Annotated in this window: 27 protein-coding genes and 1 pseudogene; 15 read left to right on the forward strand and 13 right to left on the reverse strand. The window is 73.4% G+C overall.

Annotated elements, in window-relative coordinates:
• Positions 1–23 precede the first annotated feature (23 nt).
• On the forward strand, positions 24–320 hold the full coding sequence (locus PYR72_RS09525; protein WP_275454896.1) for a DUF4235 domain-containing protein: 297 nt from the start codon (positions 24–26) through the stop codon (positions 318–320).
• Between the two features lie 18 nt (positions 321–338).
• On the opposite strand, the gene PYR72_RS09530 is transcribed toward PYR72_RS09525, so the two are convergent.
• Complete coding sequence (locus PYR72_RS09530; RefSeq protein WP_275454897.1) at positions 339–731, reverse strand: VOC family protein; 393 nt, start codon at positions 729–731, stop codon at positions 339–341.
• A gap of 332 nt (positions 732–1,063) precedes the next feature.
• Between PYR72_RS09530 and PYR72_RS09535 the strand changes: the two genes are divergently transcribed.
• Together PYR72_RS09535 and PYR72_RS09540 are read left to right on the forward strand one after the other, a co-directional pair.
• Positions 1,064–1,426: a DUF1304 domain-containing protein gene (locus tag PYR72_RS09535; protein WP_059078449.1), complete on the forward strand. Its 363-nt coding sequence runs from the start codon at positions 1,064–1,066 to the stop codon at positions 1,424–1,426.
• Entirely contained in the window at positions 1,423–1,995 is a 573-nt protein-coding gene (locus tag PYR72_RS09540; protein ID WP_059078450.1) for a TetR/AcrR family transcriptional regulator, read from the forward strand. Before PYR72_RS09535 ends, PYR72_RS09540 begins: the two co-directional genes overlap by 4 nt.
• A gap of 119 nt (positions 1,996–2,114) precedes the next feature.
• On the opposite strand, the gene PYR72_RS09545 is transcribed toward PYR72_RS09540, so the two are convergent.
• Together PYR72_RS09545 and PYR72_RS09550 are read right to left on the reverse strand one after the other, a co-directional pair.
• Entirely contained in the window at positions 2,115–3,224 is a 1,110-nt protein-coding gene (locus PYR72_RS09545) for an NAD(P)-dependent alcohol dehydrogenase (RefSeq protein ID WP_275454898.1), read from the reverse strand.
• Between the two features lie 34 nt (positions 3,225–3,258).
• Positions 3,259–4,716: an aldehyde dehydrogenase family protein gene (locus PYR72_RS09550; protein WP_275454899.1), complete on the reverse strand. Its 1,458-nt coding sequence runs from the start codon at positions 4,714–4,716 to the stop codon at positions 3,259–3,261.
• Between the two features lie 148 nt (positions 4,717–4,864).
• Here PYR72_RS09550 and PYR72_RS09555 point away from each other — a divergent pair, with 148 nt between their 5' ends.
• The gene (locus PYR72_RS09555; protein WP_275454900.1) at positions 4,865–5,293 is read left to right on the forward strand and encodes a MarR family transcriptional regulator; all 429 of its coding nucleotides are present in this window, start codon (positions 4,865–4,867) and stop codon (positions 5,291–5,293) included.
• 203 nt (positions 5,294–5,496) lie between these two features.
• Positions 5,497–5,880: an anti-sigma factor antagonist gene (locus PYR72_RS09560; protein ID WP_012998828.1), complete on the forward strand. Its 384-nt coding sequence runs from the start codon at positions 5,497–5,499 to the stop codon at positions 5,878–5,880.
• 41 nt (positions 5,881–5,921) lie between these two features.
• Here PYR72_RS09560 and PYR72_RS09565 read toward each other — a convergent pair whose 3' ends face one another.
• Positions 5,922–6,872 carry a ribose-phosphate pyrophosphokinase gene (locus PYR72_RS09565; RefSeq protein WP_275454901.1) on the reverse strand — a complete coding sequence of 317 codons (951 nt, stop codon included), beginning with the start codon at positions 6,870–6,872 and terminating at the stop codon, positions 5,922–5,924.
• Between the two features lie 195 nt (positions 6,873–7,067).
• On the opposite strand from PYR72_RS09565, the gene PYR72_RS09570 reads away from it, so the two are divergent.
• Both PYR72_RS09570 and PYR72_RS09575 read left to right on the forward strand, forming a co-directional pair.
• A complete protein-coding gene (locus PYR72_RS09570) occupies positions 7,068–7,724 on the forward strand; it encodes a DUF4230 domain-containing protein (RefSeq protein WP_275454902.1) in 657 nt (218 codons plus the stop codon).
• A gap of 298 nt (positions 7,725–8,022) precedes the next feature.
• Complete coding sequence (locus PYR72_RS09575) at positions 8,023–8,694, forward strand: VanZ family protein (protein WP_275454903.1); 672 nt, start codon at positions 8,023–8,025, stop codon at positions 8,692–8,694.
• Here the strand turns inward: PYR72_RS09575 and PYR72_RS09580 are convergent.
• A complete protein-coding gene (locus PYR72_RS09580; RefSeq protein WP_275454904.1) occupies positions 8,675–8,911 on the reverse strand; it encodes a hypothetical protein in 237 nt (78 codons plus the stop codon). The two genes, PYR72_RS09575 and PYR72_RS09580, sit on opposite strands and share 20 nt — an antisense overlap.
• 81 nt (positions 8,912–8,992) lie before the next feature.
• Here PYR72_RS09580 and PYR72_RS09585 point away from each other — a divergent pair, with 81 nt between their 5' ends.
• The 3 genes from PYR72_RS09585 to PYR72_RS09595 all read left to right on the forward strand — a co-directional run bounded on the left by PYR72_RS09585 (position 8,993) and on the right by PYR72_RS09595 (position 12,234).
• On the forward strand, positions 8,993–10,042 hold the full coding sequence (locus tag PYR72_RS09585; protein ID WP_275454905.1) for a PHP domain-containing protein: 1,050 nt from the start codon (positions 8,993–8,995) through the stop codon (positions 10,040–10,042).
• Between the two features lie 66 nt (positions 10,043–10,108).
• Positions 10,109–10,774 carry an HAD family hydrolase gene (locus tag PYR72_RS09590; protein ID WP_275454906.1) on the forward strand — a complete coding sequence of 222 codons (666 nt, stop codon included), beginning with the start codon at positions 10,109–10,111 and terminating at the stop codon, positions 10,772–10,774.
• A 431-nt stretch (positions 10,775–11,205) separates the two neighbouring features.
• Positions 11,206–12,234 (forward strand): NAD-dependent epimerase/dehydratase family protein, encoded by a 1,029-nt coding sequence (locus PYR72_RS09595; protein WP_275454907.1) that lies wholly within the window; start codon positions 11,206–11,208, stop codon positions 12,232–12,234.
• A 147-nt stretch (positions 12,235–12,381) separates the two neighbouring features.
• Here PYR72_RS09595 and PYR72_RS09600 read toward each other — a convergent pair whose 3' ends face one another.
• Positions 12,382–12,639: a hypothetical protein gene (locus PYR72_RS09600; RefSeq protein ID WP_275454908.1), complete on the reverse strand. Its 258-nt coding sequence runs from the start codon at positions 12,637–12,639 to the stop codon at positions 12,382–12,384.
• Between the two features lie 132 nt (positions 12,640–12,771).
• Positions 12,772–13,747 (reverse strand): annotated as a pseudogene (locus PYR72_RS09605) (aminoglycoside phosphotransferase family protein).
• A 152-nt stretch (positions 13,748–13,899) separates the two neighbouring features.
• On the opposite strand from PYR72_RS09605, the gene PYR72_RS09610 reads away from it, so the two are divergent.
• From PYR72_RS09610 to PYR72_RS09625, 4 genes are all read left to right on the forward strand, one after another.
• Positions 13,900–14,394, forward strand: coding sequence for an FBP domain-containing protein (locus tag PYR72_RS09610; protein WP_275454909.1), 495 nt, complete (start codon positions 13,900–13,902; stop codon positions 14,392–14,394).
• A gap of 116 nt (positions 14,395–14,510) precedes the next feature.
• On the forward strand, positions 14,511–15,782 hold the full coding sequence (locus PYR72_RS09615) for an aromatic acid exporter family protein (RefSeq protein ID WP_275454910.1): 1,272 nt from the start codon (positions 14,511–14,513) through the stop codon (positions 15,780–15,782).
• A gap of 49 nt (positions 15,783–15,831) precedes the next feature.
• Positions 15,832–17,019 carry a hypothetical protein gene (locus tag PYR72_RS09620; protein ID WP_275454911.1) on the forward strand — a complete coding sequence of 396 codons (1,188 nt, stop codon included), beginning with the start codon at positions 15,832–15,834 and terminating at the stop codon, positions 17,017–17,019.
• A 143-nt stretch (positions 17,020–17,162) separates the two neighbouring features.
• Positions 17,163–18,419 (forward strand): lactonase family protein, encoded by a 1,257-nt coding sequence (locus PYR72_RS09625; protein WP_275454912.1) that lies wholly within the window; start codon positions 17,163–17,165, stop codon positions 18,417–18,419.
• Here PYR72_RS09625 and PYR72_RS09630 read toward each other — a convergent pair.
• Together PYR72_RS09630 and PYR72_RS09635 are read right to left on the reverse strand one after the other, a co-directional pair.
• Complete coding sequence (locus PYR72_RS09630; protein WP_275454913.1) at positions 18,387–19,112, reverse strand: DUF2470 domain-containing protein; 726 nt, start codon at positions 19,110–19,112, stop codon at positions 18,387–18,389. The two genes, PYR72_RS09625 and PYR72_RS09630, sit on opposite strands and share 33 nt — an antisense overlap.
• Positions 19,113–19,241: 129 nt before the next feature.
• A complete protein-coding gene (locus PYR72_RS09635; RefSeq protein ID WP_275454914.1) occupies positions 19,242–19,850 on the reverse strand; it encodes a TetR/AcrR family transcriptional regulator in 609 nt (202 codons plus the stop codon).
• Between the two features lie 119 nt (positions 19,851–19,969).
• Between PYR72_RS09635 and PYR72_RS09640 the strand changes: the two genes are divergently transcribed.
• The gene (locus PYR72_RS09640; protein WP_275454915.1) at positions 19,970–21,430 is read left to right on the forward strand and encodes a cytochrome P450; all 1,461 of its coding nucleotides are present in this window, start codon (positions 19,970–19,972) and stop codon (positions 21,428–21,430) included.
• Here the strand turns inward: PYR72_RS09640 and PYR72_RS09645 are convergent.
• The 4 genes from PYR72_RS09645 to PYR72_RS09660 all read right to left on the reverse strand — a co-directional run bounded on the left by PYR72_RS09645 (position 21,415) and on the right by PYR72_RS09660 (position 25,517).
• Complete coding sequence (locus tag PYR72_RS09645) at positions 21,415–22,254, reverse strand: pentapeptide repeat-containing protein (RefSeq protein ID WP_275454916.1); 840 nt, start codon at positions 22,252–22,254, stop codon at positions 21,415–21,417. The genes PYR72_RS09640 and PYR72_RS09645 overlap by 16 nt on opposite strands.
• A gap of 49 nt (positions 22,255–22,303) precedes the next feature.
• Positions 22,304–23,056 carry a PIG-L deacetylase family protein gene (locus PYR72_RS09650; RefSeq protein WP_275454917.1) on the reverse strand — a complete coding sequence of 251 codons (753 nt, stop codon included), beginning with the start codon at positions 23,054–23,056 and terminating at the stop codon, positions 22,304–22,306.
• 22 nt (positions 23,057–23,078) lie between these two features.
• Positions 23,079–24,380 (reverse strand): alpha/beta fold hydrolase, encoded by a 1,302-nt coding sequence (locus PYR72_RS09655; protein ID WP_275454918.1) that lies wholly within the window; start codon positions 24,378–24,380, stop codon positions 23,079–23,081.
• 111 nt (positions 24,381–24,491) lie between these two features.
• Entirely contained in the window at positions 24,492–25,517 is a 1,026-nt protein-coding gene (locus tag PYR72_RS09660) for a LacI family DNA-binding transcriptional regulator (RefSeq protein WP_059078472.1), read from the reverse strand.
• Positions 25,518–25,585 lie beyond the last annotated feature (68 nt).

Raw genomic sequence — 25,585 nt, forward strand, 5'->3', positions numbered from 1 at the left:
CCGTACGCACGAAGGAGGACCAGATGTCCAAGAAGAAGAAGCTCCCGCTGGCCTACCAGCCGCTCGGCTTCGCCCTCGGCTGGGCGGGCGGTGCGCTGGCCTCGCTGGCGTTCCGCAAGACCTGGAAGCTGATCCGGCACGAGGACGACGCGCCCGACGCGCTGGACCGGGACCGCGGCTGGGGCGAGGTGCTGCTCGCGGCGGCGGTGCAGGGCGCGATCTTCGCGGTCGTGCGCAGCGCGGTGGACCGCACGGGCGCGAAGGCCATCGAGCGGTCCACCGGGGTGTGGCCGACGACCGACAAGGGCGGCCGGGACTGAGTCAGGGGGCCGGTGGCGTCAGCCCTGTTTCGGGGCCGTGGAGGGTTCGCGGCGCAGGGTGAAGGAGTGACCGGCCGGGTCGGAGTAACCGCGCTCCTCGAACGGCCCGGCCGGCTCCTTGGTGTCCACCGGACGCCCGCCGAGCGAGACGATCCGTCGCTCGGCCTCGTCGAGGTCGTCGACGTAGAAGTCCAGGTGGGCCTGGAGGGAGTTCTCGGGGCGGGGCCAGCTGGGCGGGGTGGCGTTGACGTCCCGGCGGAACGCCAGGCGGGCGCCGCAGGCCGCCTCGATCTCCACGCGGTTGGCGGTGGCGTCCGTCTCCTCGGCGTCGAGCAGCTCCTTGTAGAACACCGCGAGCTTCTCCGGCTCGGCGCAGTCCAGCACCACGAGGCCCGCCTGTACCAGTGCCATGTCTCCTCCGTACGGGATCCCGGGCGCGGCGGAGGGTCCACCGCCGCCCATACGCTCCCCGGGTACCCGCCGGCTACGGATTCAGCCGCAGCGTGAGCGCCTGGGGCCGGACGTACAGCGCCATGAGGGTGGCCGACACGACGGGCCCTCGGTGCGGCTCACCGGATGCTCGGCGCAGCGCCGCTCCCGCACGCAAGCCCGCCGCAGGGAGGGTCGGGCATCGTGGCGGCGATCACAGGCCCCCTCGGTGGACTTCCTGGACAGGCGTCCAGCTATAGTGGACACCTGTCCAAGAGGTTCGAAGTTCAAGTGAGCTACGGAGACGGTTGACCATGGAGATCCTGGCGAACGTGCTGGTCGCGCTGGTGGCCCTGCTGCACGCGTACATCCTGGTGATGGAGATGTTCCTGTGGCAGAAGAAGCAGGGGATGTCCTTCCACGGCATGGACGCCGAGATGGCCAAGCGCACCGCCGCGATGGCCGCCAACCAGGGGCTCTACAACGGCTTCCTCGCCGCCGGTCTGGTGTGGGGCCTGATCGCCGGTGACCCGACCGGGTACCGGGTCCAGATCTTCTTCCTGGCCTGCGTGATCGTCGCCGGCGTGTACGGCGCCGCCACCGCCAACCGCCGCATCCTCGTCGCCCAGGCGCTCCCCGGCGCACTCGCCCTGGCCGCCGTCCTCGTCGCGGGATGACCCCGGAGGAACCCCGGACCACCGAGGACCCCCGCGCCGCCCGCACCCGGGCCCGGCTGCGCGGGGCCCTGCTCGACGAGTGCGCCACGCACCCCCTGCACGAGGTCAGCGTGGCCGCGCTGGTCCGCCGGGCGGGGGTGGGCCGGGCCACGTTCTACGTGCACTACCCGGACCTGGAGGCGCTGGCGGTCGACGCCTGCGCCGACGTCGTACGGGAGGCGGTGGAGGCGCTGCACGCCTGGCGGGGCCGCCCCGACCCGGTGCGGGCGCCGGCGGCGCTGCCGGAGTTCTTCGCCGGACTCGCCCCGCACGCGGCCCTGTACCGCGCCCTGCTGGCGCCGGGCGGCGGCGGGCCGCTCGGCCTGGTCCTGCACCGGGACCTGCGTGCCTACAGCCTCCGTGAACGCGAACTGGCGGGGGCCGCGGACGCCCCGCTGGTGGCCTCCGCCGTGGCGGCCACCTTCGCCGGGGTGCTCGCGGACTGGCTGCACGGCCTCCTCGACGGCACCCCCCGGGAGATCGCCGACCAGGCGTGGCAGCTGCTGGTCGCCCTGCACCGCAGCCGCTGAGGGCACGGGCGTGCGACGGCCCTGTGGGGTGACCCGGTGTGCGGGTCACCCCCAGGGCCGGGGTCACGCGGGGAGGACGTGCCCCGGCGGGAGAGGGCTCCTCGGGGCGCCGGAAGCGGTCAGAACGTCAGCACGGGCTTGATGCTGCGGCCGCTTCCCATGTCGGTGACGGCCTGCCCGATGTCCTCGAACCTGTAGCGGCTGATCAGCCGGTCGAGCGGGAGCTTGCCCTCCTTCACCAGCTGGACGAGGACCGGGATGGCGGTCTGGATCTCGTTGTCGCCGAGGGTGAGTCCGACGACCCGCTTGCCGCCCAGCATGCCGTTGACGTCGAGGGAGACCTCGGTGCCGAACGGCGGGGCGCCCACGATGACGAGGGTGCCGCGCGCGGCGAGGGCGTCGACGCCCTTGCGGAGCACGAAGACGCTGCCGGTGGTCTCGACGACGCCGTCGGCGCCCCGGCCGCCGGTGATCTCCATGACCGCCTCGGTGATGTCGGCGGCCTCGGCCGCGTTCACCGTGTGGGTGGCGCCCAGCTCCTTGGCCAGGTCCAGCCGTTCACCGACCTTGTCGACGGCGATGACGGTGGTCGCGGGGGTGAGGGCCGCCGCCATCACGGCGGAGAGGCCGACGGCCCCGGCGCCCAGGACCACGAGCGTGCTGCCCGCGCGGGGCTCCAGCACGTTCCAGACGGCGCCGACACCGGTCTGGACACCGCAGCCGAGCGGGGCGATGGAGTCCAGCGGTACGTCCGGGTCGACCTTGACGAGACCGCGCTCGTCGACCAGGGCACGCTCGGCGAAGGAGGACTGGCCGAAGAAGTGGCCGCCCAGCTCCTGCCCGTCGCGGCTGATGGTGCCGCTGCCGTCGGCGCGGCGGCCGCCGATCAGGTTCAGCGGGAGCCAGGTGGCGCAGTACGCCGGGTGCCCGTCCCGGCAGTTCCCGCAGGTGCCGCACGAGGTGAAGGACAGGACGACGTGGTCGCCGGGCACGACCGAGGTGACGTCCGGACCGACGGCCTCGACGACACCGGCACCCTCGTGGCCGAGGACGCCGGGCAGCGGGAAGGGCAGGCCGCCGCTCGCGACCCCCAGGTCGGTGTGGCACAGCCCGGCGGCGGCCATCCGGACCAGGACCTCGCCGCGGGCCGGCTCGTCGAGGACGACCTCGGAGAGGGTGAAGGGCGCGCCCCCGGACTCGACCACGGCGGCGCGTGTGGTGATGGACATGCTGATGTGCTCCTTCGCTTCCGCAGGATGCGGCTCAGTCGAGCGAGACGACGACGGACTTGACCTTGGTGTAGGACTCCAGGGCCTCGGGCCCGTACTCGCGGCCGAAGCCGGAGGCCTTCACGCCGCCGAAGGGCACGGCGGGGTCGAGCATCGGCCAGTCGTTGACCCAGACGATGCCGGCCTGGAGACGGTCGGCGACGCGGTGGGCGCGGGTGAGGTCACTGGTCTGGATGCCGGAGGCCAGGCCGTACGGCGTGGAGTTGGCCAGCTCGACGGCCTCGTCCTCGGAGTCGAAGGGCTGCACGGTGAGGACCGGCCCGAAGACCTCCTCCTGGACGACCCGGGAGTCGTTGCCGAGGTCGGCGATGACGGTGGGCTTGTAGTAGTAGCCGCCGTCCAGGTCCAGGCGCTCGCCGCCGCAGACGATCCGGCCGCCCTCCTTGCGGGCCAGCTCGACGTACTCCTCGACCTTCTTCAGGTGCCGCTCGCCCGCCATCGGGCCGATGACCGTCTCGGGCCGCCGGGGGTCGCCGATCGGCACGCCGGGCACCGCCTCGGCGAGGATGCCGAGCACGGTGTCGTGGACCGACCGGGCGACCAGCAGACGGGGGCCGCCCATGCAGAACTGGCCGGTGTTGAAGACGAAGCCCTTGATGACGGCGCCGATGGCCTTCTCGATGTCGGCGTCCTCGAAGACGAGGTGGGCCGCGTTGCCGCCCAGCTCCATGGTGACCTGCTTCAGGCCCTCGCCGGCGACGCTCGCCGCGTGCCGGCCGGTCGCGGTGGAACCGGTGAAGGCGATCTTGTCGACGCCGGGGTTGCGCAGCAGCGCCTCGCCGGCGACCGGACCGGTGCCGGTGACGACGTTGAAGACGCCGTCCGGGACGCCGGCCCGCTGCAGCAGGTCCGCCATGTAGAGGGCGCTGAGCGGGGTCTCCTCGGCGGGCTTGTGCACGACCGTGTTGCCGGCCGCCAGCGCGGGGGCGATCTTGGACCCGGCCAGAATCAGCGGGAAGTTGAACGGGGTGATCGCGCCGACCACACCGATCGGCCCGCGCCGGGTGTAGGCGAGGCGGTTGTTGGGGACGTCGCGGGCGGAGCCGTCCAGGGACCAGGCGAGCGAGGCGTAGTACTCGTAGTCGTTGGCCGCGTTCGTCACGTCGACGGCGTGCGCCAGGGTGATGGGCTTGCCGACGTCCCGGCTCTCCAGGGCGGCGATGTCGTCGGCGTTCTCCCGGATCAGCTCGGCCACGCGGTGCAGGATCCGGCCGCGCTCACGGCCGCTCAGACCGGACCACGCGCCGCTGTCGAACGCCTTGCGCGCGGCGCGCACGGCGGCTTCGACGTCGGCGGCGCCCGCCTCCGCGACCGTCGTGACCACCTGGCCCGTGGACGGGTCGATCACGTCGGTACGTGCCCCGTCGGTCGCATCGAGCCACTGTCCACCGATGAACAGCCGTCCCGGCCCGCTCTCGAAGGTGGTCGTCATTGCCCACTCCTCAGCCTTGATCCAGCTTGATCCAGCCCTGGGTCAGCGCCTGCCCAGCGCTGATCACCAAGTTTTCAACCAACAGGAATCCTGTTGGTTCGCAGTTTCATTACACACAAGTTTCCTGTCAATGCCTTACGCTGATCCCATGGTCGGCACCAAGGCACCCCCCTCCCTCCTCTACATGGTCAAGCAGGTGGAGCTGATTGTCCGCTCGCACCTGGACGAGCTGGTGCGGCCGGCCGGCATCACGGCGCTGCAGTACACGTCCCTGACCGTGCTGGAGCGGCACGACGGACTGTCGGCCGCCCAGCTCGCCCGCGACTCGTTCGTGACGGCCCAGTCCACCGCGGATCTCGTGCGCAGCCTGGAGAACAGGGGCCTCGTGCGCCGGGAACGCAATCCGCGCAACCGGCGCGAGCTGCTGATCCTGCTGACCGACGAGGCGCGCGAGCTGCTCGCCCGCTACGCCGAGCCCGTGCGCGAGCTGGAGGAACGCATGCTCAGCGGCCTCACCCCCCACCAGGCCGACCAGTTCAGACAGGCGCTCTCCCGGGCCTGGCACGCCCTGTCGTAGCGCACTCCGGGCGCACGCCGCGCGCACCTCGCGCGCGCTCCGCCCGAATCTCGGGACAGAATGCCTGAGAAATCAAAGACATATGTCAATCGAACATGCTGAAATTCACCCTGACGGGGGTAACTTGCAGAGCAGGGACGGGTGTTGCTCCCGCCCTGCCCTCATGTCCGTCCTCATTCAGTCCGGTTGGAGGCGATGCCGTCGTGTCGAGCGACCCCACACCGCCCGCGACCGGGCACCTGCGCGTCCGCACGGACCGCGGCCGTACCGTGCTCGAACTCCACGGCGAGATCGACATCGCGGCGGCCGTGGAGATCATCCCGCACCTCGACGCGGCGACGAGCGGCCCCGGCGCCCGGATCGTGATCGACCTGCGGCACGTCGAGTTCTTCGACTGCTCGGGCCTGCGGCTGCTCTACCGGGCCCGGCAGCGGGTGCTCGACCGCGACGGCGAACTGCGGCTGGTCTGCACCCACCCGCTCACCCTGCGCGTCCTCAAGGTCACCGGCCTGGCCCGGCTGCTGCCGCCCGCCCCCACCCTGGAGGCGGCCCTGGCACAGCCCGAGGCCACGACCGGCACGTTATGACCTTGCCGCCGCCCACCCTCTCCCCAGGGTGACCCTCCCGCTCACTCCCCCGGCGCGTCGAACAGGGCGCTGACGGACTCGCCGTTGTGGATGCGGCGCACGGCCTCCGCGAGCGCGGGGGCGATGGACAGGATCCGGAGCTTTTCGGTGCGCTCCTCCACGGGCACCGGCACGGTGTTGGTGCAGACGATCTCCAGGATGTCGGGCTGTGCGCTCAGCCGCTTGAGGGCACCCGCCGCGAACAGCCCGTGCGTGCACGCCACCCGGATCGAACGCGGCCCCAGCTCGCGCAGCCGCTCCAGCAGTTCCATGACGGTGCTGCCCTTGGCGATCTCGTCGTCGAGGACGATCACATCCCGCCCGGCGACCTCTCCGATCACCGAGTTGATGCTCACCCGGTCGTCCGCGAACCGCTGCTTGGCACCGGCCGCCACCTGCGCCCCGATCATCCGCGCGAACGCCGCCGCCTCCTTGGCGTTGCCCAGGTCCGGCGAGACGACGGTCGTACGCGACAGGTCGTACCGCCGGAAGTGGGCCGCCAGCTCGCGCAGTGCGTGCAGATGATCGACCGGCACCGAGAAGAACCCGTGCACCTGCGGTGAGTGCAGGGTCATGGCGAGGACGCGGCCGGCCCCCGCGGACACCATCAGATCGGCGACCAGCCGGCCGCCGAGGGAGATCCGCGGCGCGTCCTTCTTGTCGGAGCGGGCGTAGGAGTAGTGCGGCATGACCACGGTGATGCGGCCGGCCGAGGCACCGCGCGCCGCGTCGCACATCAGCAGCAGCTCGACGAGATGCTCCTGGACGGGCGCGACCAGCGGCTGCACCAGGAACACGTCCTTCTCCCGGCAGTTGGCCTGGAGCTGCACCTCAAGACAGTCGTTGGCGAAGCGGCTGACCCGGGACGGGCTCAGCGGCACCCCCAGGTGCGCGCACACCTCGTCCGCGAGCTCGGGATGGGCGCTGCCGGTGAAGACGGCGATGTCACGCACGGTCGGCTCCTCGTATGAACATGATCATTACGGGTTGCGCGGCTCATGGTACTGGCCGGCCCGCGGACGCCGATGCGATACGGCCGCCCGGCCGGCCGCACCCCACGGGCCGTGGACGATTGCGGACAATCACCAACTCGGCGTTCCCCCGGGGCCTTTGAGGGCATTCGTTGAAAGAGGAAGGAGGGCCGTCGAATGACGACGTCCATCAAGCGCACCCGTCTGCCCGGCTGGGCCAAGCTGCTCGCCGCCGTGGTCGTCCTGATCGTGGTGCTGCTGGCCGCGCTGCGGATGCTGGTCTTCGGGGGACTGAAGGACGTGTTCGGCACCGAGGAGCACGACCGCTCGGGACCCACACTCCTGAAGTCCATCCAGGACATGAGCCGGTACGACGCCGCCTCGGGCAACTTCCAGGTGGTCGTGGATCTGGAGAAGGACGCCAAGTACCTGCCCGACGCGATCCGCGGCACCCGCACGCTGTACGTCGGCGCGGGCACCGTCGACGCCTATGTGGACCTCGGCAAGGTCGGCGACGGCGACGTGAAGGTCGACGAGGACCGTACGTCGGCCACCATCAACCTGCCGCACGCGCGGCTGGGCAAGCCCGCCCTCGACACCGAGCACTCCTACGCCGTCTCCAAGCAGCGCGGGCTGCTCGACCGGCTGGGCGACATGTTCTCCGACAACCCGGGCGGCGAACAGGCCGTGCAGAGGCTGGCCGTCAAGCACATCGGCGACGCCGCGAAGGACAGCAGGCTCACGGACCGCGCCGAGGCCAACACCACCGACATGCTCGAAGGGCTCCTGAAGTCCCTCGGCTTCGAGGAGGTGAAGGTGACCTACGGGTCCTGACCCCCGTCCGCCGCGGGTCCGCGCCCTCCCCCGGTTCGGGGAGGGCGCGCCGCGTGCGGGCTCGACCGCCCACGCGCGTACGCGCCCTCCCGCACGCTCCCGCTCCCGGGTGCCTCCCCAGCACCCCTCGAACGGGAGCGGGCCCCTGTCACTCCCAGCCCGGAGTGCCCAGGGCGGGCGAGGGGAAACCCGCGGGATCGCGGGGACCGCTTCCCGAACACGTCGTCCGGGTGGGAATCGAGGACCGGTTCAGGGGTAACAGCTTGGGGACAGAGGGCAGTTGACACGGGAGGGTCGCATGGCCGGCACCACGGCACGTTCCGGTTCCACCACCTCCGGGCGCCGTGCTCCGGCGTCCGCACGCGAACGCCGGCCGCTCCCGCTGCCCCTGCGGCTGCTGGCGATGGCGCTGGCCTTCCTGGCCATGGTGGCGTTCGGCGCGGTACTGGCCGGGCTCACCCTCCAGCCGTCCCCGGCGTCGGAGGCGCTCACCCACAGCAATCTCACTCCGGGCAGCTCGCTGGAGCTCTACTGGCACCACCCCGACCCGCGCGACGCGCTGAAGCAGGTGGGCGGGAACATCCTGCTGGGGGTGCCGTTCGGCTTCCTGCTGCCGGTGCTGGCGCCCGGGGCGCGCGGTCTGCTGCGGGTGCCCGCGCTGACCGCGGTGGTGATGCTGCTGGTCGAGCTGGTGCAGGGCGCACTCGTCACCGGACGCGCGTTCGACATCGACGACGTCATCCTCAACACGACGGGCGCGCTGCTCGGCTATCTGCTGCTGGGCCGGCGGCTCGGCCGCGCCGTGCACGCCCGCGCCCCGCGCGAGCCCGAGGCCGCGCCGGCCCCGCGCCGGGCGCCCGCACAGGGCGAGAAGTCGCCCGCACAGCGGAAGACCGCGCCCGGCGGCGCCTGGGCACAGCGTCTGCGGGTGAGCCGCCGGCGCGGGAGCGCTAGCGCGGCCTCCAAGTGAGTTTGTCGCCGCCGACCCAGCGGACCTGATCGGGGTCGTCCAGGTCGTGGACGACGACCCCGTGGGCCGCCGCGGCCTGGAGGACGTCGGTCAAGGTCCTCGCCTCGCCGACCACCTGGCCGTCGATCTCCACGATCCGGAACGGCGGTCTACCGGGCTGCACCCCGAGCACCATGACCCGGGGATGGGAAATGTAGGGGCTCGCGCTTTCGGTCATGTCCACAGCGTAGAGCGGTTCCGGCCGCCGTGCGGGTACCCGGGGACTGGGCGACGCTGGAAGCGGAGGGCTGGAGGTGCCATGGATCCCGTCGAGGCCCTGGACCGGATCGCTTTCCTGCTGGAGCGGGACCGGGCCCCCACCTACCGGGTCCGCGCGTTTCGCACGGCCGCGGCCGTGCTCGGGGCGCTTCCCGCGCGGGAGCTGGCCGAGCGGGCGGCGGCGGGCTCGCTGGAGGCGTTGAAGGGGGTCGGGCCCAGGACCGCGCAGGTGGCGCGCGAGGCGCTGGCCGGTGAGGTGCCGGGCTATCTGCGCAAGCTGGAGCAGGGGGCCGAGGCCCCGCTCACGGAGGGTGGCGCCGGCACCGGGCTGAGGGCGCTGATCAGGGGCGACTGCCATGTGCACTCGGACTGGTCGGACGGCGGCAGCCCCATCGAGGCGATGGCCCGGACCGCCGCGCGCCTGGGCCACGAGTGGGCGGTGCTCACGGACCACTCGCCCCGGCTGACCGTCGCCCGGGGCCTGTCCCCGGAGCGGTTGCGGGAGCAGCTCGACGTGGTGGCCGCGCTGAACGAGACATGGGCGCCGTTCCGGCTGCTCACCGGCATCGAGTGCGACATCCTCGACGACGGTTCGCTGGACCAGGAGCCCGAACTGCTGGAGCGGCTCGACGTGGTGGTGGTGTCCGTGCACTCCAAGCTGCGGATGGACGCGCGGGCGATGACCCGGCGCATGGTCGCCGCCGTCCGCGACCCGCACTCGGACGTGCTGGGGCACTGCACGGGGCGGCTCGTCACCGGGCGGGGGCGGCCCGAGTCGGAGTTCGACGCGGAGGCGGTGTTCGCGGCGTGCGCGGAGACGGGGACGGCGGTGGAGATCAACTCCCGGCCGGAGCGGCTGGACCCGCCGCGGCGGCTGCTGCGGGCCGCCGTGGAGGCGGGGGCGCTGTTCTCCGTCGACACGGACGCGCACGCGCCGGGGCAGCTGACCTGGCAGGTGCACGGATGTGCCCGCGCCGAGGAGTGCGGGGTGCCGGCGGAACGGGTGGTGACCACCTGGGCGGTGGAGGAGCTTCTGGAGTGGGCCCGGGAACGGCGGGTTCCCGGTCGGGTGGGGGCGGTGGATGCCTAGGCCGCGGCCGTCCGGGGCAGGCGGGCGTTCTCCGGGAACGGTCCATGGAATCAGGAAGGTGAGCCGATGAGCAGGGCTGCTGTGTTCGATGTCGACGGGACCCTGGTCGACACCAATCATCTGCACGTCGTCTCCTGGTGGGAGGCGTTCCGGCAGGGCGGCCATCAGGTGTCCATGCACGACGTGCACCGGGCGGTGGGACTGCCGTCCGGGGATCTGATCACGCATCTGCTGGGTGAGGAGCGCGATCCGCGGGAGAAGGACGCGCTGAGCGCGGCGCACAAGGCGTTGTACGGGACGTACATGGACCGCCTGCCCGCGCTGCCGGACGCCGGGCGGCTGCTGCGGCGGCTCGCCGACCGGGGCTGGGGCGTGGTGCTGGCGACCTCGGCGGGCGGACCGGAGCTGGCCGCGCTGCGGCGGGCGATCGGGGCCGACGAGGCCATCACGGCGACGACCAGCGCGGACGACGTGGCCGAGGGCAAGCCCGCGCCGGATCCGGTCGAGCAGGCCCTGGAGCTGGCGGGTGCGCGGGCGGAGTCGTCGGTGTTCGTCGGGGACACGGTCTGGGACATGCGGGCGGGCGTCCGGGCGGGGGTGCGCTGTGTGGCGGTGCTCTGCGGCGGCGTCCCGAGGATCGAGCTGGAGGCGGCCGGCGCGGAGGCGGTGTTCCGCAATCCCGCCCATCTGCTGGCCGCGCTGGAGGAGAGTCCGCTCGGGCGGGAGGAATGACCTGGTGACAGGTGCTCCGGCCGGTCTTGTGGCACGTGACGCAGATCACCGGCAATGTCCGGATACGCAGGGAACACCCCCTGGTACTTTCCCGTTGAACCAACCGTGGGTGTGGACGGGACAGTGTCCCCGGGCCTCACCTTTTGCCCACAGGGACGATCGTTCGGCTGAAGCCCTGTGGAGCCTTTCGCCGAGAGGCGACCGCCGTCCGCACCCACACACAGACCGCCCCGACCGCGATTCCCCCGTCCCGGTCGGGGCTTTCCTCTTGCTCCGGCTCGTCCCGTGCCGTTCGGGCACCGGATTCCTCCCCGCCGCACCGACGCGCCCGGCCGGACGGGCGGTGTGTCCGGATATGACCGCGTGCTTCCGCGGGGCCCGGGTACTCGTGGGCGGCCCTGGAGGGACGAAACGCGCGAGGGGAGTCAGCGGTGAACGGAGAATCCGGCGGCAGGGTCGTGGTCACGGGGGCCACCGGCAATGTGGGGACGAGTCTGGTGCGGCTGCTCGCGGAGGACGAGCGGGTCGGTGAGGTGCGGGGGCTGGCCCGTCGGGTCCCCGACGTGGCACCGGCGAGGACGCACTGGTCGGCCGTGGACCTGGGGGCCGAGCAGACCGATCTGGTGAAGGAGTTCGAGGGGGCGGCCGCGGTCGTCCATCTCGCCTGGGCGTTCCAGCCCACGCACGATCCGGCCTCGACGTGGCGGACCAATGTGCTGGGCGGCATCCGGGTGTTCGAGGCGGTGGCGGCGGCCGAGGTGCCGACGCTGATCCACGCCTCGTCGGTCGGCGCCTACTCACCGGGGCCGAAGGATCGCGCGGTGGACGAATCGTGGCCCACCCACGGCTGGCCGGACGCCGCGTACTGCCGGGAGAAGGCGTATCTGGAGCGGGCCCTGGACTCCTTCGAGCACGAGCATCCCGGGGTGCGGGTGGTGCGGATGCGGCCCGCGTTCCTCTTCAAACGCGAGTCGGCGAGCGAGCAGCGGCGCATCTTCAGCGGGCGGTTCCTGCCGGGGCCGCTCGCGCGGCCGGAGCTGCTGCCGTTCCTGCCCGACATCCCAGGGCTGAGGGTGCAGACCCTGCACACCGACGACGCCGCGCGGGCCTATGTGCTGGCGCTGCACGGCGAGGCCCGCGGCGCCTTCAACCTCGCGGCGGAGTCGCCCGTGGACGCGGCGCTGCTCAGCGAGGTGCTGGGTTCCCGTCCGGTCAGGCTGCCCCGGGCCGCGGTCCGCTCCGCGGTCGCCGCCGCGTGGAACCTGCGGCTGCTGCCCGCCTCCCCGCACCTCTTCGACGCGGTGCTGCGGCTGCCGCTGATGGACTGCTCCAAGGCCCGTGACGAACTGCGCTGGCGCCCGGAGCGCACCGCGGTGGAGGTGCTGGAGGAGTTCCTGGAGGGGCTGCGGCAGGGCGCCGGGGCGGACACCGAACCGCTGCGAGGGCGGAAGGTCGGCTGACGGCACCGACCGTCCCGCCGGAGGAGGCCGGCGACATGACGGCGCCTCCCCGGGTCCCACCGGGGAGGCGCCGAGTTCCACGGGACCCCTCGCGTGATGTGGGGGCGCGGGCGGTGCGTCGGTCCGCGGCCCCGCGAGGGGAGCCCGTCAGCCGGACGGCTCGTCGGGTACGGGCTGTTCGGGATGGACGGCGCCCGATCGCGCCTCCCCCCGGCGGCCGGTACCGGCCTCGTCCGTGTCGGGCACGTCGGCGCCCTCTCCCGGGCCCTCGTCCCGCCCGTCGCCGGCGGCGCGGCCCGGGGCGACCTCCCACGGGTCCTCGCCCTCGTGCGCCTGCTGATCGGGCATGTCCCTCGGTACGGGGTCCGGGTGCTCGCCGGGACCCTCCAGCCGGTGATCGGTCACGGCGTGCTCCTTCCCGCTCCGGTGGTGCGCCGCACGGGTTCCTGTTTCCGTCTGCCTGTTTCCGTCGGCGCGCCGCACGCGGGTACCACGATGTGATCGGCACAAACCCCGGCATCGTCGCCGTCCGTACCGTCAGGAGAGGGCGCGCAGCTCCTCCAGGGCCGCCGTGAGGCACGGCGCCACCGACTCCCGCCGCCAGGCGACGTCCCCGTCGTCCAGGGCACGCGGCACCGCCTCGACCAGCATGATCAGGTAGAGATAGCTGCGGTAGAGGGCGTAGCGACGGCGGACCGACGGCGTGAAGCCGATCTCGCCGCCGGTCTCCTGATAACCGGTCAGGAAGTCGTCGTCCCGCCGGATGTCGTCGAGCAGCGCGAGCGAGACGAAATCCGCGACCGGGTCGCCCCAGAACATGCGCTCACCGTCGATCAGGCCACCGACGCGCGGGGTCCGCCCGTGCTCGACGAGGATGTTGCCCGGCCACAGGTCGAAGTGGACCAGGCGTGGCACGGTCACGTCGTCGAGGGCGTCGTACGCGGTCCGCGCCGTGCGGGCCACCTCGTCCACGGGCAGGGGCAGCCAGGCCCGGAAGCGGCGGGCGTCGGCGAGCACGCCGTCGTAGAGCGCGGTGAAGGCGGTGCGCCAGTCGGCGGCGAGGGGACCGAACGCGCCGGACGGGTAGCCGAAGCCGGGGCCGGTCACCCGGTGGAGGCGGGCCACCAGCCCGCCCAGTTCCCGCCGCACCGGGCCCTCCTGGGCGGGCTCCAGACCGCCCCAGTCGCCGCCCGGGCAGTGGGTGAGCAGGAGATGCCGGCCGGCCGGGGCCGTCTCGTCGAGGGCCGCGGCGACCACCCGGGGGGCGGGGACGCCGACGGTCGCGGCGGCCCGGCAGAACTCGGCCTCGGCGCCGAGGAGTTCGCTCTCGTAGGCCAGGCGGGGCGTGGTGGACGGCGGGGGGGATCTTGAGGATCAGCCGGGTGCCGTCGGTCAGGCGCAGCTCCTCCACCGTGTTGTACGTGCCGCCGCCGAGCGGCAGCCGTGCGGCGAGGCTTCCGGGCGCCAGTCCCGCCGCCGCCAGGACCAGCCGCGCCCGCTCTCCCTCGTCCACCCGGGTCCCCCCACCTCGTCGCGGCCGGCCGCATGGCGGCGCGGGCCCCACTCTGCCAAATCCATTGGCCTCCCGCCAGAGGTACGAGTAGTTTAGGCGAAAACCTAGTGACCCTAGGTTCCCGTGAAGCGACTCCCCCGGAGGACACCCCCATGAAGCCCCTCACCGAGCAGGACATCCGCGGTGCGTTCGTCAACTGCTCCAAGGGCGAGGCGAAGCGGATCTCGCTCCCTCGCGATCTGGAGCGACGGCCGTGGGACGACCTGGACTTCCTCGGCTGGCGGGACCCGGGCGCGCCCGACCGCAGCTACCTCGTGACCGAGCGGGCGGGACGGCCGGCCGGTGTCACCCTGCGTCTGCCGACCGAGCGGCGCGGCTTCCTGCACCGGAGCATGTGCTCGCTGTGCCTGACGACCCACCGGGGCGGCGGTGTCTCGCTGATGACGGCGCGCAAGGCCGGCGCGGCCGGGCGCGAGGGGAACTCCGTGGGGCTCTACATGTGCGCCGACCTGGCCTGTTCGCTGTATGTGCGGGGCAGGAAGGCGCTCGACACCGGAAGCCGCTTCGAGGAGAGCCTCAGCACGGAGCAGCAGATAGCCCGGACGGTGGGCAATCTCTCCGCGTTCCTGGACAGGCTGTACGTCTGAGGCGGGCTGCGGGAGCCCGCCGCGGGCCGCCTCCCGGGCCTTCCGGCCGGTCACCCGGGGGACTGCCGTCCCCGGTCAGGAGTTCGGTGGAGCCGTGGAGCGGGAACAGCGCAAGGATGCGAGACGTACGTGGTGTGTGGGACCTGATCGGCACGAGGGTCGCCCAATGGCGGCAGGACCCGGTGATCGTGCAGGCGGTGCGGTCGACGGCGGCCGCCACGGTGGCCTACGTGGTGGCGCTGCAGCTCAGTTCGGAGCCGGCGCCGCTGACGGCACCCCTGACCGCCCTCCTCGTCGTGCAGGTGACCCTCTACTCCACTCTGATCATGGGCGTCCGGCGGGTGAACTCGGTGATCGCCGGGGTCGTCGTCGCCATCGGTTTCAGTGTCCTCGTGGGCCTCACCTGGTGGAGCCTCGCGCTGATCATCCTGGCCTCGCTGGCGGTGGGGCACGCGGTGCGGGTCAGCGAGTTCGTGCCCGAGGTGGCGATCAGCGCGATGCTGGTGCTCGGGGTGACCCGGGTCGGCGACACGGCCTGGGACCGGGTCCTGGAGACGCTGATCGGCGCGGGCGTCGGACTCGCCTTCAACCTGCTGCTCGCTCCCCCGGTGTGGGTGGAGGCCGCCGGTGAGTCCATCGAGGACCTGGCCCGGCGGATGCGGCGGCTGATGATCCGCGTCGGCGAGGAGGCCGCGGGCCACACCCCGGCGGAGGCCGCGGCGGCCCGGCTCCACGAGGCACGGGAACTCGACTTCGACATCGTCGAGGTCGACGCGGCCCTCAAACAGGCCGAGGACAGCCTGAAGCTCAATCCGCGCGTACGGGAGGGGCTGCTGAACCGGGTCGTGCTGCGCACCGGACTGGACACCCTGGAGATCTGCACGGTGGTCCTGCGGGTGCTGGCCCGCACCCTGACCGACCTGGCCAAGGAACGGGAACCGGATCCGCTGTTCGTCGCCCCGGTGGGGGCCGCCGTCGAGCAGCTGCTCGCCGAGATCGGCGACGCCGTGGTCAGCTTCGCGGTGCTGGTGACGACCGACGTCAGCACCAGTGCCGAGTCCGCGGAGGACCGGCTCACCGCCGAGCTGTCGGCGGCCGCCGCGACCCGCGACAAGCTCGCCCAGCTCCTCCTCGAAGAGGTCCAGCGGGACGCCCGCCAGTGGCAGCTGCACGGTGCCGTCCTGACGGAGGTCAACCGCATCCTGGACGAGCTGGACACCGAGCACCGCTCCAAGAGGCTGCTGGAGGAGCTCGACCGCTGCACCCGCGAACAGCGCGAGCGCTCCCCCCGGCTCACGCGCCTGCGCGACCGCGCGCGCCGCATCCCGCACCCCCTGCGGCGGAACCGCTCCGACCCCGCCGGACGTGCTACCGGTCGTACCGGGTGACGTCGTACGGACGACGAGGCACCACGCGAGATCGAGGGGAGCGTACGGAATGGCCGAAGGCACCGTGCGGATCGACGGGACGACGCTGTGTCTGCCGGGAGGTGTGCGGGTGCGCTTCCAGCGCACGCTGCGGCTGCCGGAGACGGGCACCCACCCCCTCCCGCCCGGTCTGGGCGACTTCCCGATCCGGCGGGTGGAGGACTATCCGCAGACCGTGTCCGAGGAGATGCGGGCGCGGGGCGGGGTGATGCTCCCCGTGTATCTGCGCGAGGCCATGTGGCTGCACTTCGGCGGCTGCACCGAACCGGCCGCGCTCCAGGTCGGCGTGGGCAAGGTGTGCGCGGTGTCGGGCAAGCCGTGGAGCGGCACCCTCGTACGCGACCCGCAGAACTACGTGGTCGTGCCCCGCCAGCCGTGGCTCGACGGCATCAACTCCGGCAAGGGCACGGTGAAGCAGTTCGTGGCCGTCCCGCTCGGGCTCGGCGCCACGGTCGAGGGCCAGGTCACCGGCGAGGAGGTGTTCGGCGGGGTCCAGCTGCAGTCGTTCCCGCTGAACGACGAGCAGCTCGCCGTGTGGCGGCGGGAGGAGCGGCGGCGCGCCGAGCAGGAGACGTCGATCGGCCTGGTCGGCGGTGGGGGCCTCTTCGCCGGTACGGGCCAGGTGCCGATGCCTCCCCCGGGCGCCGTCCCGATGCCTCCGCCGGGCGCGGCTCCGATGCCGCCCCCGTTCAGCGGGTTCGGCGCGCCCGCCCCGGGGGGCGCGCCGCTGCCTCCCCCCGCTCCCTACGGGGCGCCGGCGCCCGCCGCGGCCCCGATGGCCGCCGCACCCGCCGCCGCGCCCCGGGCGCAGGCCGCGATGGGACTCGGTGTCGGCGGTTCGATGCGCCAGGAGGTCTACCGGGACACCTGGCCGCGCGGCAGCTGGGCGGAGACGCCCGCCGGGCGGGTCTTCGTGCATCTGGTCACGCCGCCGGAGTGGCGCCGGATCACCGGGGAGGCCCCGCCGCCGTCGCCGGTGGACCGGGCCGCGTACACCCAGGCCGGGCTGCCGTGGTTCGACTACTACGACGAGGACGGGGCCGCCCACGATCTCGACCCGGCCGACGCGCTCGGCACGGTGAAGCCCGTCGGCGACTGGCTCGGCGACGACCTCGACCCGTGGCAGGCGCCCGCCCCCGGCCAGGTCAAACCGCTCGGTGACGCGCCGGGCAAGCCCATCCGGGACGGCGACTGGTAGCCGGACGGGGACCGGTCCGGCGGACGGCACGAGGACGGCGGCGGGCGGCGCGGGTGTGCGCCGCCCGCTGCCGCCTTTGCGCGCGGGCACTCGCACCCGTCAAGGTGGTGACGGACCGGACCGGCGACACCCGAGGTGCACGAATGACGAGCGAGGCGGCGGACGCGAGGCACGCCCTGAGCAGGCGCGGTGTCCTGGGGCTGCTGGCCGGAGCGGCCGTACCGGCCGCCCTGGCCGGGTGCGCGGACTCCGGCGCACCGGCCGGAGCGGCCTCCTCCCCCGCGCCGAACGCGCCGACGGCCCCCTCGACGGGGACGGAGGCCGGGGCGGCGACGGAGTCCGCGACCGCCTCGCCCTCCCCGGCGCGCACCGGGCCCCGGCCGCTCTACATCGGCACCTACACCTCGGCCGAGGGCGGCGGCACCGGCATCGGCGTGGCGACGTACGACGGCCGGAGCGGCCGGATCACGGGCGGGGGGACGATCACCGGCGTCGCCGACCCGTCGTATCTCGCCGTGCACCCGGACGGCCGGACGCTGTACGCCGTGAACGAGCGCACGCGGGGCGGGGTGACCGCCGTACGGCTGGCCGACCGCAAGGTCCTCGGCACCCGGGGCAGCGGCGGCGAGGCGCCCTGCCATCTGTCGGTGCACCCGGGCGGGCGGTGGGTGCTGAGCGCCGACTACGGCTCGGGCAGCGTCGCCGTACACCCGGTGGAGGACTCGGGTGCGCTGGGCGAGCGCACGGATCTGGTGGTGCACCGCAGTCCGGCGCCGGGTCCGGGGCAGGACGGGCCGCACGCGCACCAGATCATCACCAGCCCCGACGGCGGTCACGTCCTCGCCGTCGACCTGGGCACCGACACGGTCTACACCTACCGGCTGGACGAGTCCCGGGGCACGCTCACCGAGGTCTCCCGGGCACGCACCAGGCCGGGCGCCGGGCCCCGGCACCTCACCTTCCATCCCGGGGGCCGGTACGCGTATCTGGCCAACGAGCTCGACAACACGGTCGTGGTCTGCGCCTACGACCCCGGCAGCGGGCGGCTCACCCCGGGCGACCCGCAGTCCACGGGCACGGGAGCGGGCACGAACTACCCGGCGCAGCTGGTCGTGACACCGGACGGCTCGTACGCCTATCTCGCCAACCGGGGGCACGACAGTCTGACCCGCTACGCCGTGGAGGCCGACGGCGCGCGGCTGCGGCTCCTCGACACGGTGCCGGCGGGCGGGGACTTCCCGCGCCAGATCGCGCTGTCGCCGGACGGTGGCCTGCTGTTCGCCGCCCTGCAGCGGTCGAGTGCGGTCGGTGTCTTCCGGGTCGAGGCCGGCAGTGGTGAACTGCGGCGCGCGGGCGGGGCGTTCGCGTCACCCGTCGCCGTCTGTGCGCTGCCGCTGTAGGGCGCGGGGGCAGGACGCGGCGCTCGCCTGCGCGAGCAGGACGTGCATGCGCTCGGTGAGCTGCGCCAGGTCGTCGGCGGGCTTGTGGAACGTCAGGCGGACGTCGCCGTCGCCGCGGGCCCGCTCGACGCGCAGGGTCAGGCCGTGCCGGTCGACGGCGAGCGGCTGGACGCGGACGGCGCCGTGCAGGCTGTCGTGCGGGACGAGCCGGGTGAGGCGTTCGACGGCGTCGGGGTGGGCGTCGGCGAGGTGGGTCAGCAGCCGGGACTCGGCGGTGACCAGCGGATCGGGCTCGGCCGCGGCGAACTCGTCGGGGTCGACCAGGACGGCGCCGGAGGGCTCGCGCAGCACGATGCGGGTGGGCCGGAACTCCAGGTCGCCGTCGACGGGCGTGAACCAGCCGGCGATCCACAGCCGGGCCCGGATGCGGCCGCGCACCGGGACGGGCGCCACGTCGGCGAACTCCAGCACGGCGGACGGCTCGCCGCGCGGCGCGCAGATCGCGGCGGCGACGAGCGTGCTGTCCTCGGGGACGCGCAGGATCACCCGGCCGTCCTCCGTGACACTGTGCGCGCCGACGAACTCCTCGCGGCCGCCGTCGGCGGTCACCGCGCAGGACCACGCCGCGGCGAGCACCGAACGGGCACGCTCCGCCGCGGCGGGCGCGGCCGTCCAGGTGTGACGGTCACCCATCCCAAACCTCCATTAGGTAAGCCTTGCCTAACCTATCGAAGATCGGGGCGTACGCCAACCACCGCCGGGCCGTTCCACGAAACTCTTCACTCCGCCCGCGCACCCGGGAACCCGGCCGCAGGACCCGGTTCAGGGCGTGAGCACGCCGAACAGCGCCCGCGCGCACAGGTCCCGCACCTGCTCGCGGGACAGCTCCGCACCCCTCAGCCACTCCAGGCAGACGGCCGTGGTGAACGACAGCCACCCGCGCACGGCGAGCCGCATCTCCGGCCGCCCGTCGAGGGCGGCCCGGAACTCGGCGTCCGAGGCCAGCGCCGCCAGGATCTGCGCCTCCTGCACCGCAAGCGCCCGCTGGTAGACCCTGCGCACGGCCTGGTCCCCGGTGGCGTCGGCCCGGTGGAAGGCCCGGAAGCCGTGGGCGTGCTCCTCGACGTACGCGAGGAAGGCGTCGAGCCCGCCTGTGAGCCGCTCACGGGCCGACCGGCCCGGGGCGGGCGTCATGATCCGCAGCATCCGCTCGCTCTCGCGCTCCACGACGGCCGCGAAGAAGTCCCGCTTGTTCGGGAAGTAGTGGTAGAGCAGACCGCGGGAGACACCGGCGATCTCGGCCACCTGCTCGATCCACACGTCGTCGTACGGGCTCTCCGAGAAGAGCCGGGCACCGACCGCCAGCAGCTGCTCCCGCCGCTCCTCGGTACTGAGCCGGCGACGCGGGCGCTCTCCCTGCCTGGCTGCCATGACCGTCACCTTACTTGACGTGGATTCAACACCGGGACGAGACTGGGCCCACTATTGAACCCGAGTACAACAGCCGCGACGGCCCCCGGGCACGCCGTGCGCGCGAGGGAGATGTGGTCATGACGGCGACGACAGCGGCCACGGCGATCAGCGGCTTCCGCAGCGCCGAACTGGGCTGGCCCGAACTCCATCGGATACCCCACCCGCCGTACCGGATCCCCCTCCTCGGCGACGTGCTCGGCACCAATGTGCGCACACCGGTCCAGGAGTCGACCCGGCTCGGGCAGCGCCTCGGCCCGATCTTCCGGCGGAAGGCGTTCGGCAAGGAGATCGTGTTCGTCGGGGGCGCCGGGCTCGCGGCCGATATGGCGGACGAGTCCCGGTTCGCCAAGCACGTGGGCGTGGGGGTCGCCAATCTGCGGCCGGTGGCCGGGGACGGTCTCTTCACCGCGTACAACCACGAGCCGAACTGGCAGCTGGCGCACGACGTCCTCGCCCCGGGCTTCGGCCGGGAGGCGATGGCCGGCTACCACCCGATGATGCTCGACGTCGCCGAACGGCTGATCGAGCACTGGGACCGGGAGGAGACGGCGGGCTCCCCCGTGGACGTGCCCGGCGACATGACCAAGCTGACCCTGGAGACGATCGCGCGCACCGGCTTCGGCCACGACTTCGGCTCCTTCGAGCGCACCCGCCCGCACCCGTTCGTCGCCGCCATGGTCGGCACCCTGACCTACGCGCAGCGGCGCAACGTCGTTCCCGACCCGCTGGTCCCGGTGCTGCTGCGGGGCGCGGCCCGGCAGAACCGGGCGGACATGGCGTTCCTCGTCGAGACGGTCGACGCGGTGGTGCGGGACCGGCGCTCCCCGGGCGGGGGCCGGGGCGCCGGTGACGGCGACCTGCTCGACCGGATGCTGGAGACCGCGCACCCGGAGACCGGCGAGCGGCTGTCCGCCGAGAACGTCCGGCGCCAGGTCATCACCTTCCTGGTCGCCGGGCACGAGACCACCTCCGGCGCCCTGTCCTTCGCCCTGCACTACCTCGCCCGGTACCCGGACCTGGCCGCCCGCGCCCGCGCCGAGGTGGACCGGGTGTGGGGCGACGCGGCGCGGCCCGGCTACGAGCAGGTCGCCAAGCTGCGGTACGTGCGCCGGGTGCTGGACGAGGCGCTGCGGCTCTGGCCGACCGCGCCCGCCTTCTCGCGCGAGGCCCGCGAGGACACCGTGCTGGGCGGGGTCCACCCGATGCGGCGGGGCGCCTGGGCGCTGGTGCTGACGTCGATGCTGCACCGGGACCCGGAGGTCTGGGGCACGGACGCGGAGCGGTTCGACCCGGACCGCTTCGACGCGGCGGCCGTACGCGGCCGGGCACCGCACACCTTCAAGCCGTTCGGCACAGGGGCGCGGGCCTGCATCGGCCGCCAGTTCGCGCTCCACGAGGCGACGCTGGTGCTGGGGCTGCTGCTGCGCCGGTACGAGCTGACCCCGGAGCCGGGGTACCGGCTGAAGGTGGTGGAGCGGCTGACGCTGATGCCGGACGGGCTGCGGCTGCGGGTGCGCCGCCGTCAGTCCGTCCAGTGACCGGGGCGGGTGAGTGACGCCGGGAGCCGGGTCCCGGCACTGCCGCGTGCCGCCTGGAGCTGGGGCTGGGTCAGGAAGAAGGCGCCGGTCAGGTCCGCGTCGGTGAGGTCGGCGTCCCGCAGGTCGGCGCCGATCAGATCGGCGCCGCGCAGGTCGGCGCCGGTGAGGTCCGCCGCGATCAGGTAGGCGCCGCGCAGATCCGCCCCGCGCAGGTCGGCGCCCCTGAGACGGGCGCCCATGAGGTCGGCGCCGCGCCGGTTCTTCTTGCGTCCGGCGCCCGCGCGCATCAGGCCGCTGACCCGGAGCAGCAGCTCGTTGACGCGCCGCCGGTGCGCGGCGACATCCAGCTCGCCCAGTTCCTCGGGCGTTCCCCCGGCCAGCCGCTCGGTCTCCGCGCGCATCCGGCGCAGGTCGGCGTGCACCGGGCGGGCGGCGGGGAGCGTCAGCGCCTCGGCCAGGTACCGGAGCAGTTCGTGCAGCTGGCGTACGACCGGGAAGACGTCGAACATCCGCCGGGCGTGCTCGGGGCCGCCCGTACGCCAGCTCACGCCCCCGAAGGTGACCTGCGAGACCCGCTGTCCGGCGCCGAAGCAGTCGTAGACCGTGCAGCCGCCGAAGCCCTCGGCCCGCAGCCGGGTGTGGATGCCGCACCGGAAGTCGTCCCCGAGGTTGCCGCACGCCCTGCCCGCGGGCTTGTCGACGGCGAAGTCCGCCGAGGCGGCGAAGGGCAGGGCGACACAGCACAGGCCGAAGCAGCTGCCGCAGTCCGCACGCAGGTCGTGCAGTTCGTACCGGCCCACGGCGTCGGCGGATCCTTGTTCCATACGGCTCACCCTAACGACGGCTCGCCGGGCGGCCCGCCGGCCCGGCCCCTCAGCGGGGGAACACCTCGAAGGCCACGGCCGGACGGCCGCCGAACCGCTCCCCCATGGCCCGGGCGTGGCCCGTGAGGAACTCGCGGACGTACGTCTCGGGGTCCTCCTTCGTGAGGACTTCGAGGTAGGTGCGGTGTTCCAGGAGGGACGCCACGGCCCGGTCGAGCCCGGGGGTGGCGTCCACCGCGTGGGTGGGGCTGACGGAACCGGCGACGGCGACCCAGCGCACGCCGTCCCAGGGCTCCAGGCCCTGCTCGACGAGTTCGGGGAAGATCCAGCGGTTCCCGGCGTCCCCGGCGGCGTCCAGCGTGGCACGGCCCACCGCCACGTGGTCGGGGGTGTTCCAGGCGACCCCGCCCCAGGTGTCGCGGTGGTTGAGGGTGAGGACCAGCTCGGGACGGTGGCGGCGGATGGCCGCCGCGATGTCCCGGCGCAGGGCGGGCCCGTACGCGACGACGCCGTCCTCGTGGTCGAGGAACTCCACGCGTGTCACGCCGACGACGGCCGCGCTCGCGCGCTGTTCCCGCTCCCGCAGCGGGCCGCACCGGGCGGGCTCCAGGGTGTCGATGCCGGCCTCGCCGCGGGTCGCGAGGACGTAGGAGACCTCGCGGCCCTCGTCGGTCCACGCGGCGATCGCCGCCGAACAGCCGTACTCCAGGTCGTCCGGGTGGGCCACGACGGCGAGGGCGCGCCGCCAGTCGTCGGGCATGGGTGCGAGCTGCTCGGGCTGGTCCTTCTGCGGATCCGTCATGAACGCACGGTAGCCGTGGTGTTCACACCTCGTCACGGGCCAGGGCCAGCAACCGGTCCAGTACCCGCGGCCCGCCGGCGCGTACGCCGTCGTGCTCGAACTCGTCGGTGACCCAGGTGCGCAGTCCCCGGACGGCACGGGCGGTCCGCAGGGAGTGGTCCGTGTCGACGTACATGTCGTCGTGGTAGACGGCGGCGGCGACCGGGACCTCGTTGCGGGCCAGGCGCTCCGGGTCGTAGAGGGGCGACCAGCCCCGGTCCTCGGCCAGGCTCCGCGCCGTCTCGCCCAGCGGGCGCAGGGCGGGGTCGTTCTCGAACATCCAGGGGTGCACCGACTCGCCCGTGAAGAGCAGCGGGCCGTCGCCCGTCAGCGTCTTGCCGGCGTCGAACTGCGGGAGCCGCCCGCGCACCCGCTCCGCCGCCCAGTTCGTGGGACCGGGGTCCTGGCCGTAGCACGCCTCGTGCAGGAGCGCGTACAGCGGATGGCCCGCGTACGACAGCAGGCCCTGGACCTCCTCCTGGAAGGCGTCGGAGAGGGTGTGCCCCGCGGGGATGCGGACGAAGGCGTCCTCCAGCAGGAAGTGCAGCCGGTGGCTGCCGTCGCCGCGGCCGAGGAGGATGCCGAGGGACTGGAACGCCTCGACGGTGAGGCGGTAGCCGTTCGGGAGGACGGTGTCGTGCCGGAGCAGGTGCTCGGCGATCCGCCGGGCCCGCTCGACGTCCTGCGGGTAGCGGGCGTAGTGCGCGGCGACCTTGCGTTCGATGCGCGGGAAGGCGGCCCGGTAGACGTCGTCGGCGGTCGCGTCGAGGGAGGGCAGTCCGCCCGTGATGACGACGGTGCTCAGTCCCTCGGGCGCCTGGGAGAGATAGGTGACCGCGCAGAAGCCGCCGAAGCTCTGGCCGAGGACGGTCCAGGGGGCGCCGCCGGTGACCTCGGGGCGGATGGCCTCGCAGTCGCGGACGATGGAGTCGGCGCGGAAGTGGGCGAGGTAATCGGCCTGTTCGGCGGGGCCGCCGCGCAGCGGGAGGGTCTGGCGGTTGGCGGGGGTGGAGGCCCCCGTACCGCGCTGGTCGAGCAGCAGGACCCGGTAGTCCTCCAGGGCCCGGCCGAGCCATGCCTCGCGGCCGACGAAGCGGTTGGCGCCGAAGCCGGGGCCGCCCTGCAGATAGACCAGCCAGGGCAGTTCGGCGGTCGCCCGGTCGCTCGCGACGACCTCGCGCGCGAAGAGTTCGATCCGCTCCCCCGCCGGGCGGTCGTGGTCGAGGGGGACGGTGAAGCGGCGGTCGGTGAGGACGACACCGGGCTGCCGGTAGCTGACGGACAACGGGGCTCCCTGAGCGGACGAATTCCAGGCCGTGGTCCAGTCCAGCACAGATTCTCCGCCGGGCCGACCCCGTGGATCAAGAAAGTCCCGGGACCTGTCCTGAACGACCGGTCAGCGCGCCGAGAGGCTGGAGCGCCGCACCACCAGTTCCGGCTGGAGGACGACTCTTCGGTGCTCGTGCCGCACGAGCGCCGTCTCGGCCTCGGTCTCCTCCAGCAGGAGTTCGGCCGCCAGCGCGCCCATGGTGACCGCGGGCTGCCGTACGGAGGTGAGGGGGACGGCGGCCGCGGCGGCGAACTCGATGTCGTCGTAGCCGACGATCGCGAGGTCGTCGGGGACGCTGACACCGGCCGCGTACATGGCCTGGAGCACGCCGAGCGCGAGCAGGTCGTTGGCGCAGAAGACGGCGGTGGGGCGGTCGACGAGGCCCAGCAGGCGGGCCCCCGCGTCCCGGCCGGCGGCCACGTCGAGACGCTCGGTGGGCAGCTCCCGCAGGGCGTCGGCGCCGAGCCCCGCCTCGCGCAGCGCGTTGAGGGCGCCGGTACGCCGGTCCCGGACCTGGTTGAAGCCCGCCGGTCCGCTGACGTACGCGAGGGAACGGTGCCCGGCGTCGATCAGGTGCCGCACGGCCAGGGTGCCGCCCGCGACGTCGTCGACGGAGACCGAGCACTCGGTGGTGCCCTCGGCGACCCGGTCGACGAGGACGAAGGGGATGCCGTGGCGGCGGAACGCGGCGATGTTGCGCCCGGTCGCGTCGGCGGGGGTGAGCAGGACGCCGCGCACCCGCTGCTCGGCGAAGAGCGAGAGGTACTCGGACTCCTCGCCCGCGCTCTGCGCGCTGTTGCAGACCATCACGCCGAGTCCGGCGTCGCGCGCGGCCCGCTCGGCACCGCGCGCGACGTCGACGAAGAAGGGGTTGCCCATGTCGAGCACGAGCAGCCCCATGATCCTGCTCCGCCCGGCCCGCAGCTGGCGCGCCGACTCGCTGCGGACGTAGCCGAGGCGGTCGATGGCGGCCAGCACCCGGGCCCGGGTGCCGGAGGCCACCGAGTCGGGCCGGTTGATGACGTTGGAGACCGTGCCGACGGAGACTCCGGCGGCTGCGGCGACGTCCTTGATACCCACCGGCTGCGACATCGGACGGGGACCTCCAGAAAGGTACGGAGCGGCGGGCATACGTTCACATTACCGTCGCCGTCACACCG

This window comes from Streptomyces sp. VNUA24 (genome assembly GCF_029167005.1).
In the GTDB taxonomy this organism is placed as follows: domain Bacteria; phylum Actinomycetota; class Actinomycetes; order Streptomycetales; family Streptomycetaceae; genus Streptomyces; species Streptomyces scabiei.

Excerpts from the sequence above, each read along its gene's own strand:
- PYR72_RS09550 (WP_275454899.1), bottom strand. The coding sequence starts at position 4,716 with ATGACGACCACCTTCGAGAGCGGGCCGGGACGGCTGTTCATCGGTGGA.
- PYR72_RS09590 (WP_275454906.1), top strand. The coding sequence starts at position 10,109 with ATGAGCAGGGCTGCTGTGTTCGATGTCGACGGGACCCTGGTCGACACC.
- PYR72_RS09645 (WP_275454916.1), bottom strand. The coding sequence starts at position 22,254 with ATGGAACAAGGATCCGCCGACGCCGTGGGCCGGTACGAACTGCACGAC.
- PYR72_RS09615 (WP_275454910.1), top strand. The coding sequence starts at position 14,511 with ATGCGAGACGTACGTGGTGTGTGGGACCTGATCGGCACGAGGGTCGCC.
- PYR72_RS09635 (WP_275454914.1), bottom strand. The coding sequence starts at position 19,850 with ATGGCAGCCAGGCAGGGAGAGCGCCCGCGTCGCCGGCTCAGTACCGAG.
- PYR72_RS09610 (WP_275454909.1), top strand. The coding sequence starts at position 13,900 with ATGAAGCCCCTCACCGAGCAGGACATCCGCGGTGCGTTCGTCAACTGC.
- PYR72_RS09570 (WP_275454902.1), top strand. The coding sequence starts at position 7,068 with ATGACGACGTCCATCAAGCGCACCCGTCTGCCCGGCTGGGCCAAGCTG.
- PYR72_RS09630 (WP_275454913.1), bottom strand. The coding sequence starts at position 19,112 with ATGGGTGACCGTCACACCTGGACGGCCGCGCCCGCCGCGGCGGAGCGT.
- PYR72_RS09555 (WP_275454900.1), top strand. The coding sequence starts at position 4,865 with ATGGTCGGCACCAAGGCACCCCCCTCCCTCCTCTACATGGTCAAGCAG.
- PYR72_RS09530 (WP_275454897.1), bottom strand. The coding sequence starts at position 731 with ATGGCACTGGTACAGGCGGGCCTCGTGGTGCTGGACTGCGCCGAGCCG.
- PYR72_RS09620 (WP_275454911.1), top strand. The coding sequence starts at position 15,832 with ATGGCCGAAGGCACCGTGCGGATCGACGGGACGACGCTGTGTCTGCCG.
- PYR72_RS09535 (WP_059078449.1), top strand. The coding sequence starts at position 1,064 with ATGGAGATCCTGGCGAACGTGCTGGTCGCGCTGGTGGCCCTGCTGCAC.
- PYR72_RS09575 (WP_275454903.1), top strand. The coding sequence starts at position 8,023 with ATGGCCGGCACCACGGCACGTTCCGGTTCCACCACCTCCGGGCGCCGT.
- PYR72_RS09545 (WP_275454898.1), bottom strand. The coding sequence starts at position 3,224 with ATGTCCATCACCACACGCGCCGCCGTGGTCGAGTCCGGGGGCGCGCCC.
- PYR72_RS09640 (WP_275454915.1), top strand. The coding sequence starts at position 19,970 with ATGACGGCGACGACAGCGGCCACGGCGATCAGCGGCTTCCGCAGCGCC.
- PYR72_RS09585 (WP_275454905.1), top strand. The coding sequence starts at position 8,993 with ATGGATCCCGTCGAGGCCCTGGACCGGATCGCTTTCCTGCTGGAGCGG.
- PYR72_RS09660 (WP_059078472.1), bottom strand. The coding sequence starts at position 25,517 with ATGTCGCAGCCGGTGGGTATCAAGGACGTCGCCGCAGCCGCCGGAGTC.
- PYR72_RS09650 (WP_275454917.1), bottom strand. The coding sequence starts at position 23,056 with ATGACGGATCCGCAGAAGGACCAGCCCGAGCAGCTCGCACCCATGCCC.
- PYR72_RS09540 (WP_059078450.1), top strand. The coding sequence starts at position 1,423 with ATGACCCCGGAGGAACCCCGGACCACCGAGGACCCCCGCGCCGCCCGC.
- PYR72_RS09580 (WP_275454904.1), bottom strand. The coding sequence starts at position 8,911 with ATGACCGAAAGCGCGAGCCCCTACATTTCCCATCCCCGGGTCATGGTG.
- PYR72_RS09525 (WP_275454896.1), top strand. The coding sequence starts at position 24 with ATGTCCAAGAAGAAGAAGCTCCCGCTGGCCTACCAGCCGCTCGGCTTC.
- PYR72_RS09625 (WP_275454912.1), top strand. The coding sequence starts at position 17,163 with ATGACGAGCGAGGCGGCGGACGCGAGGCACGCCCTGAGCAGGCGCGGT.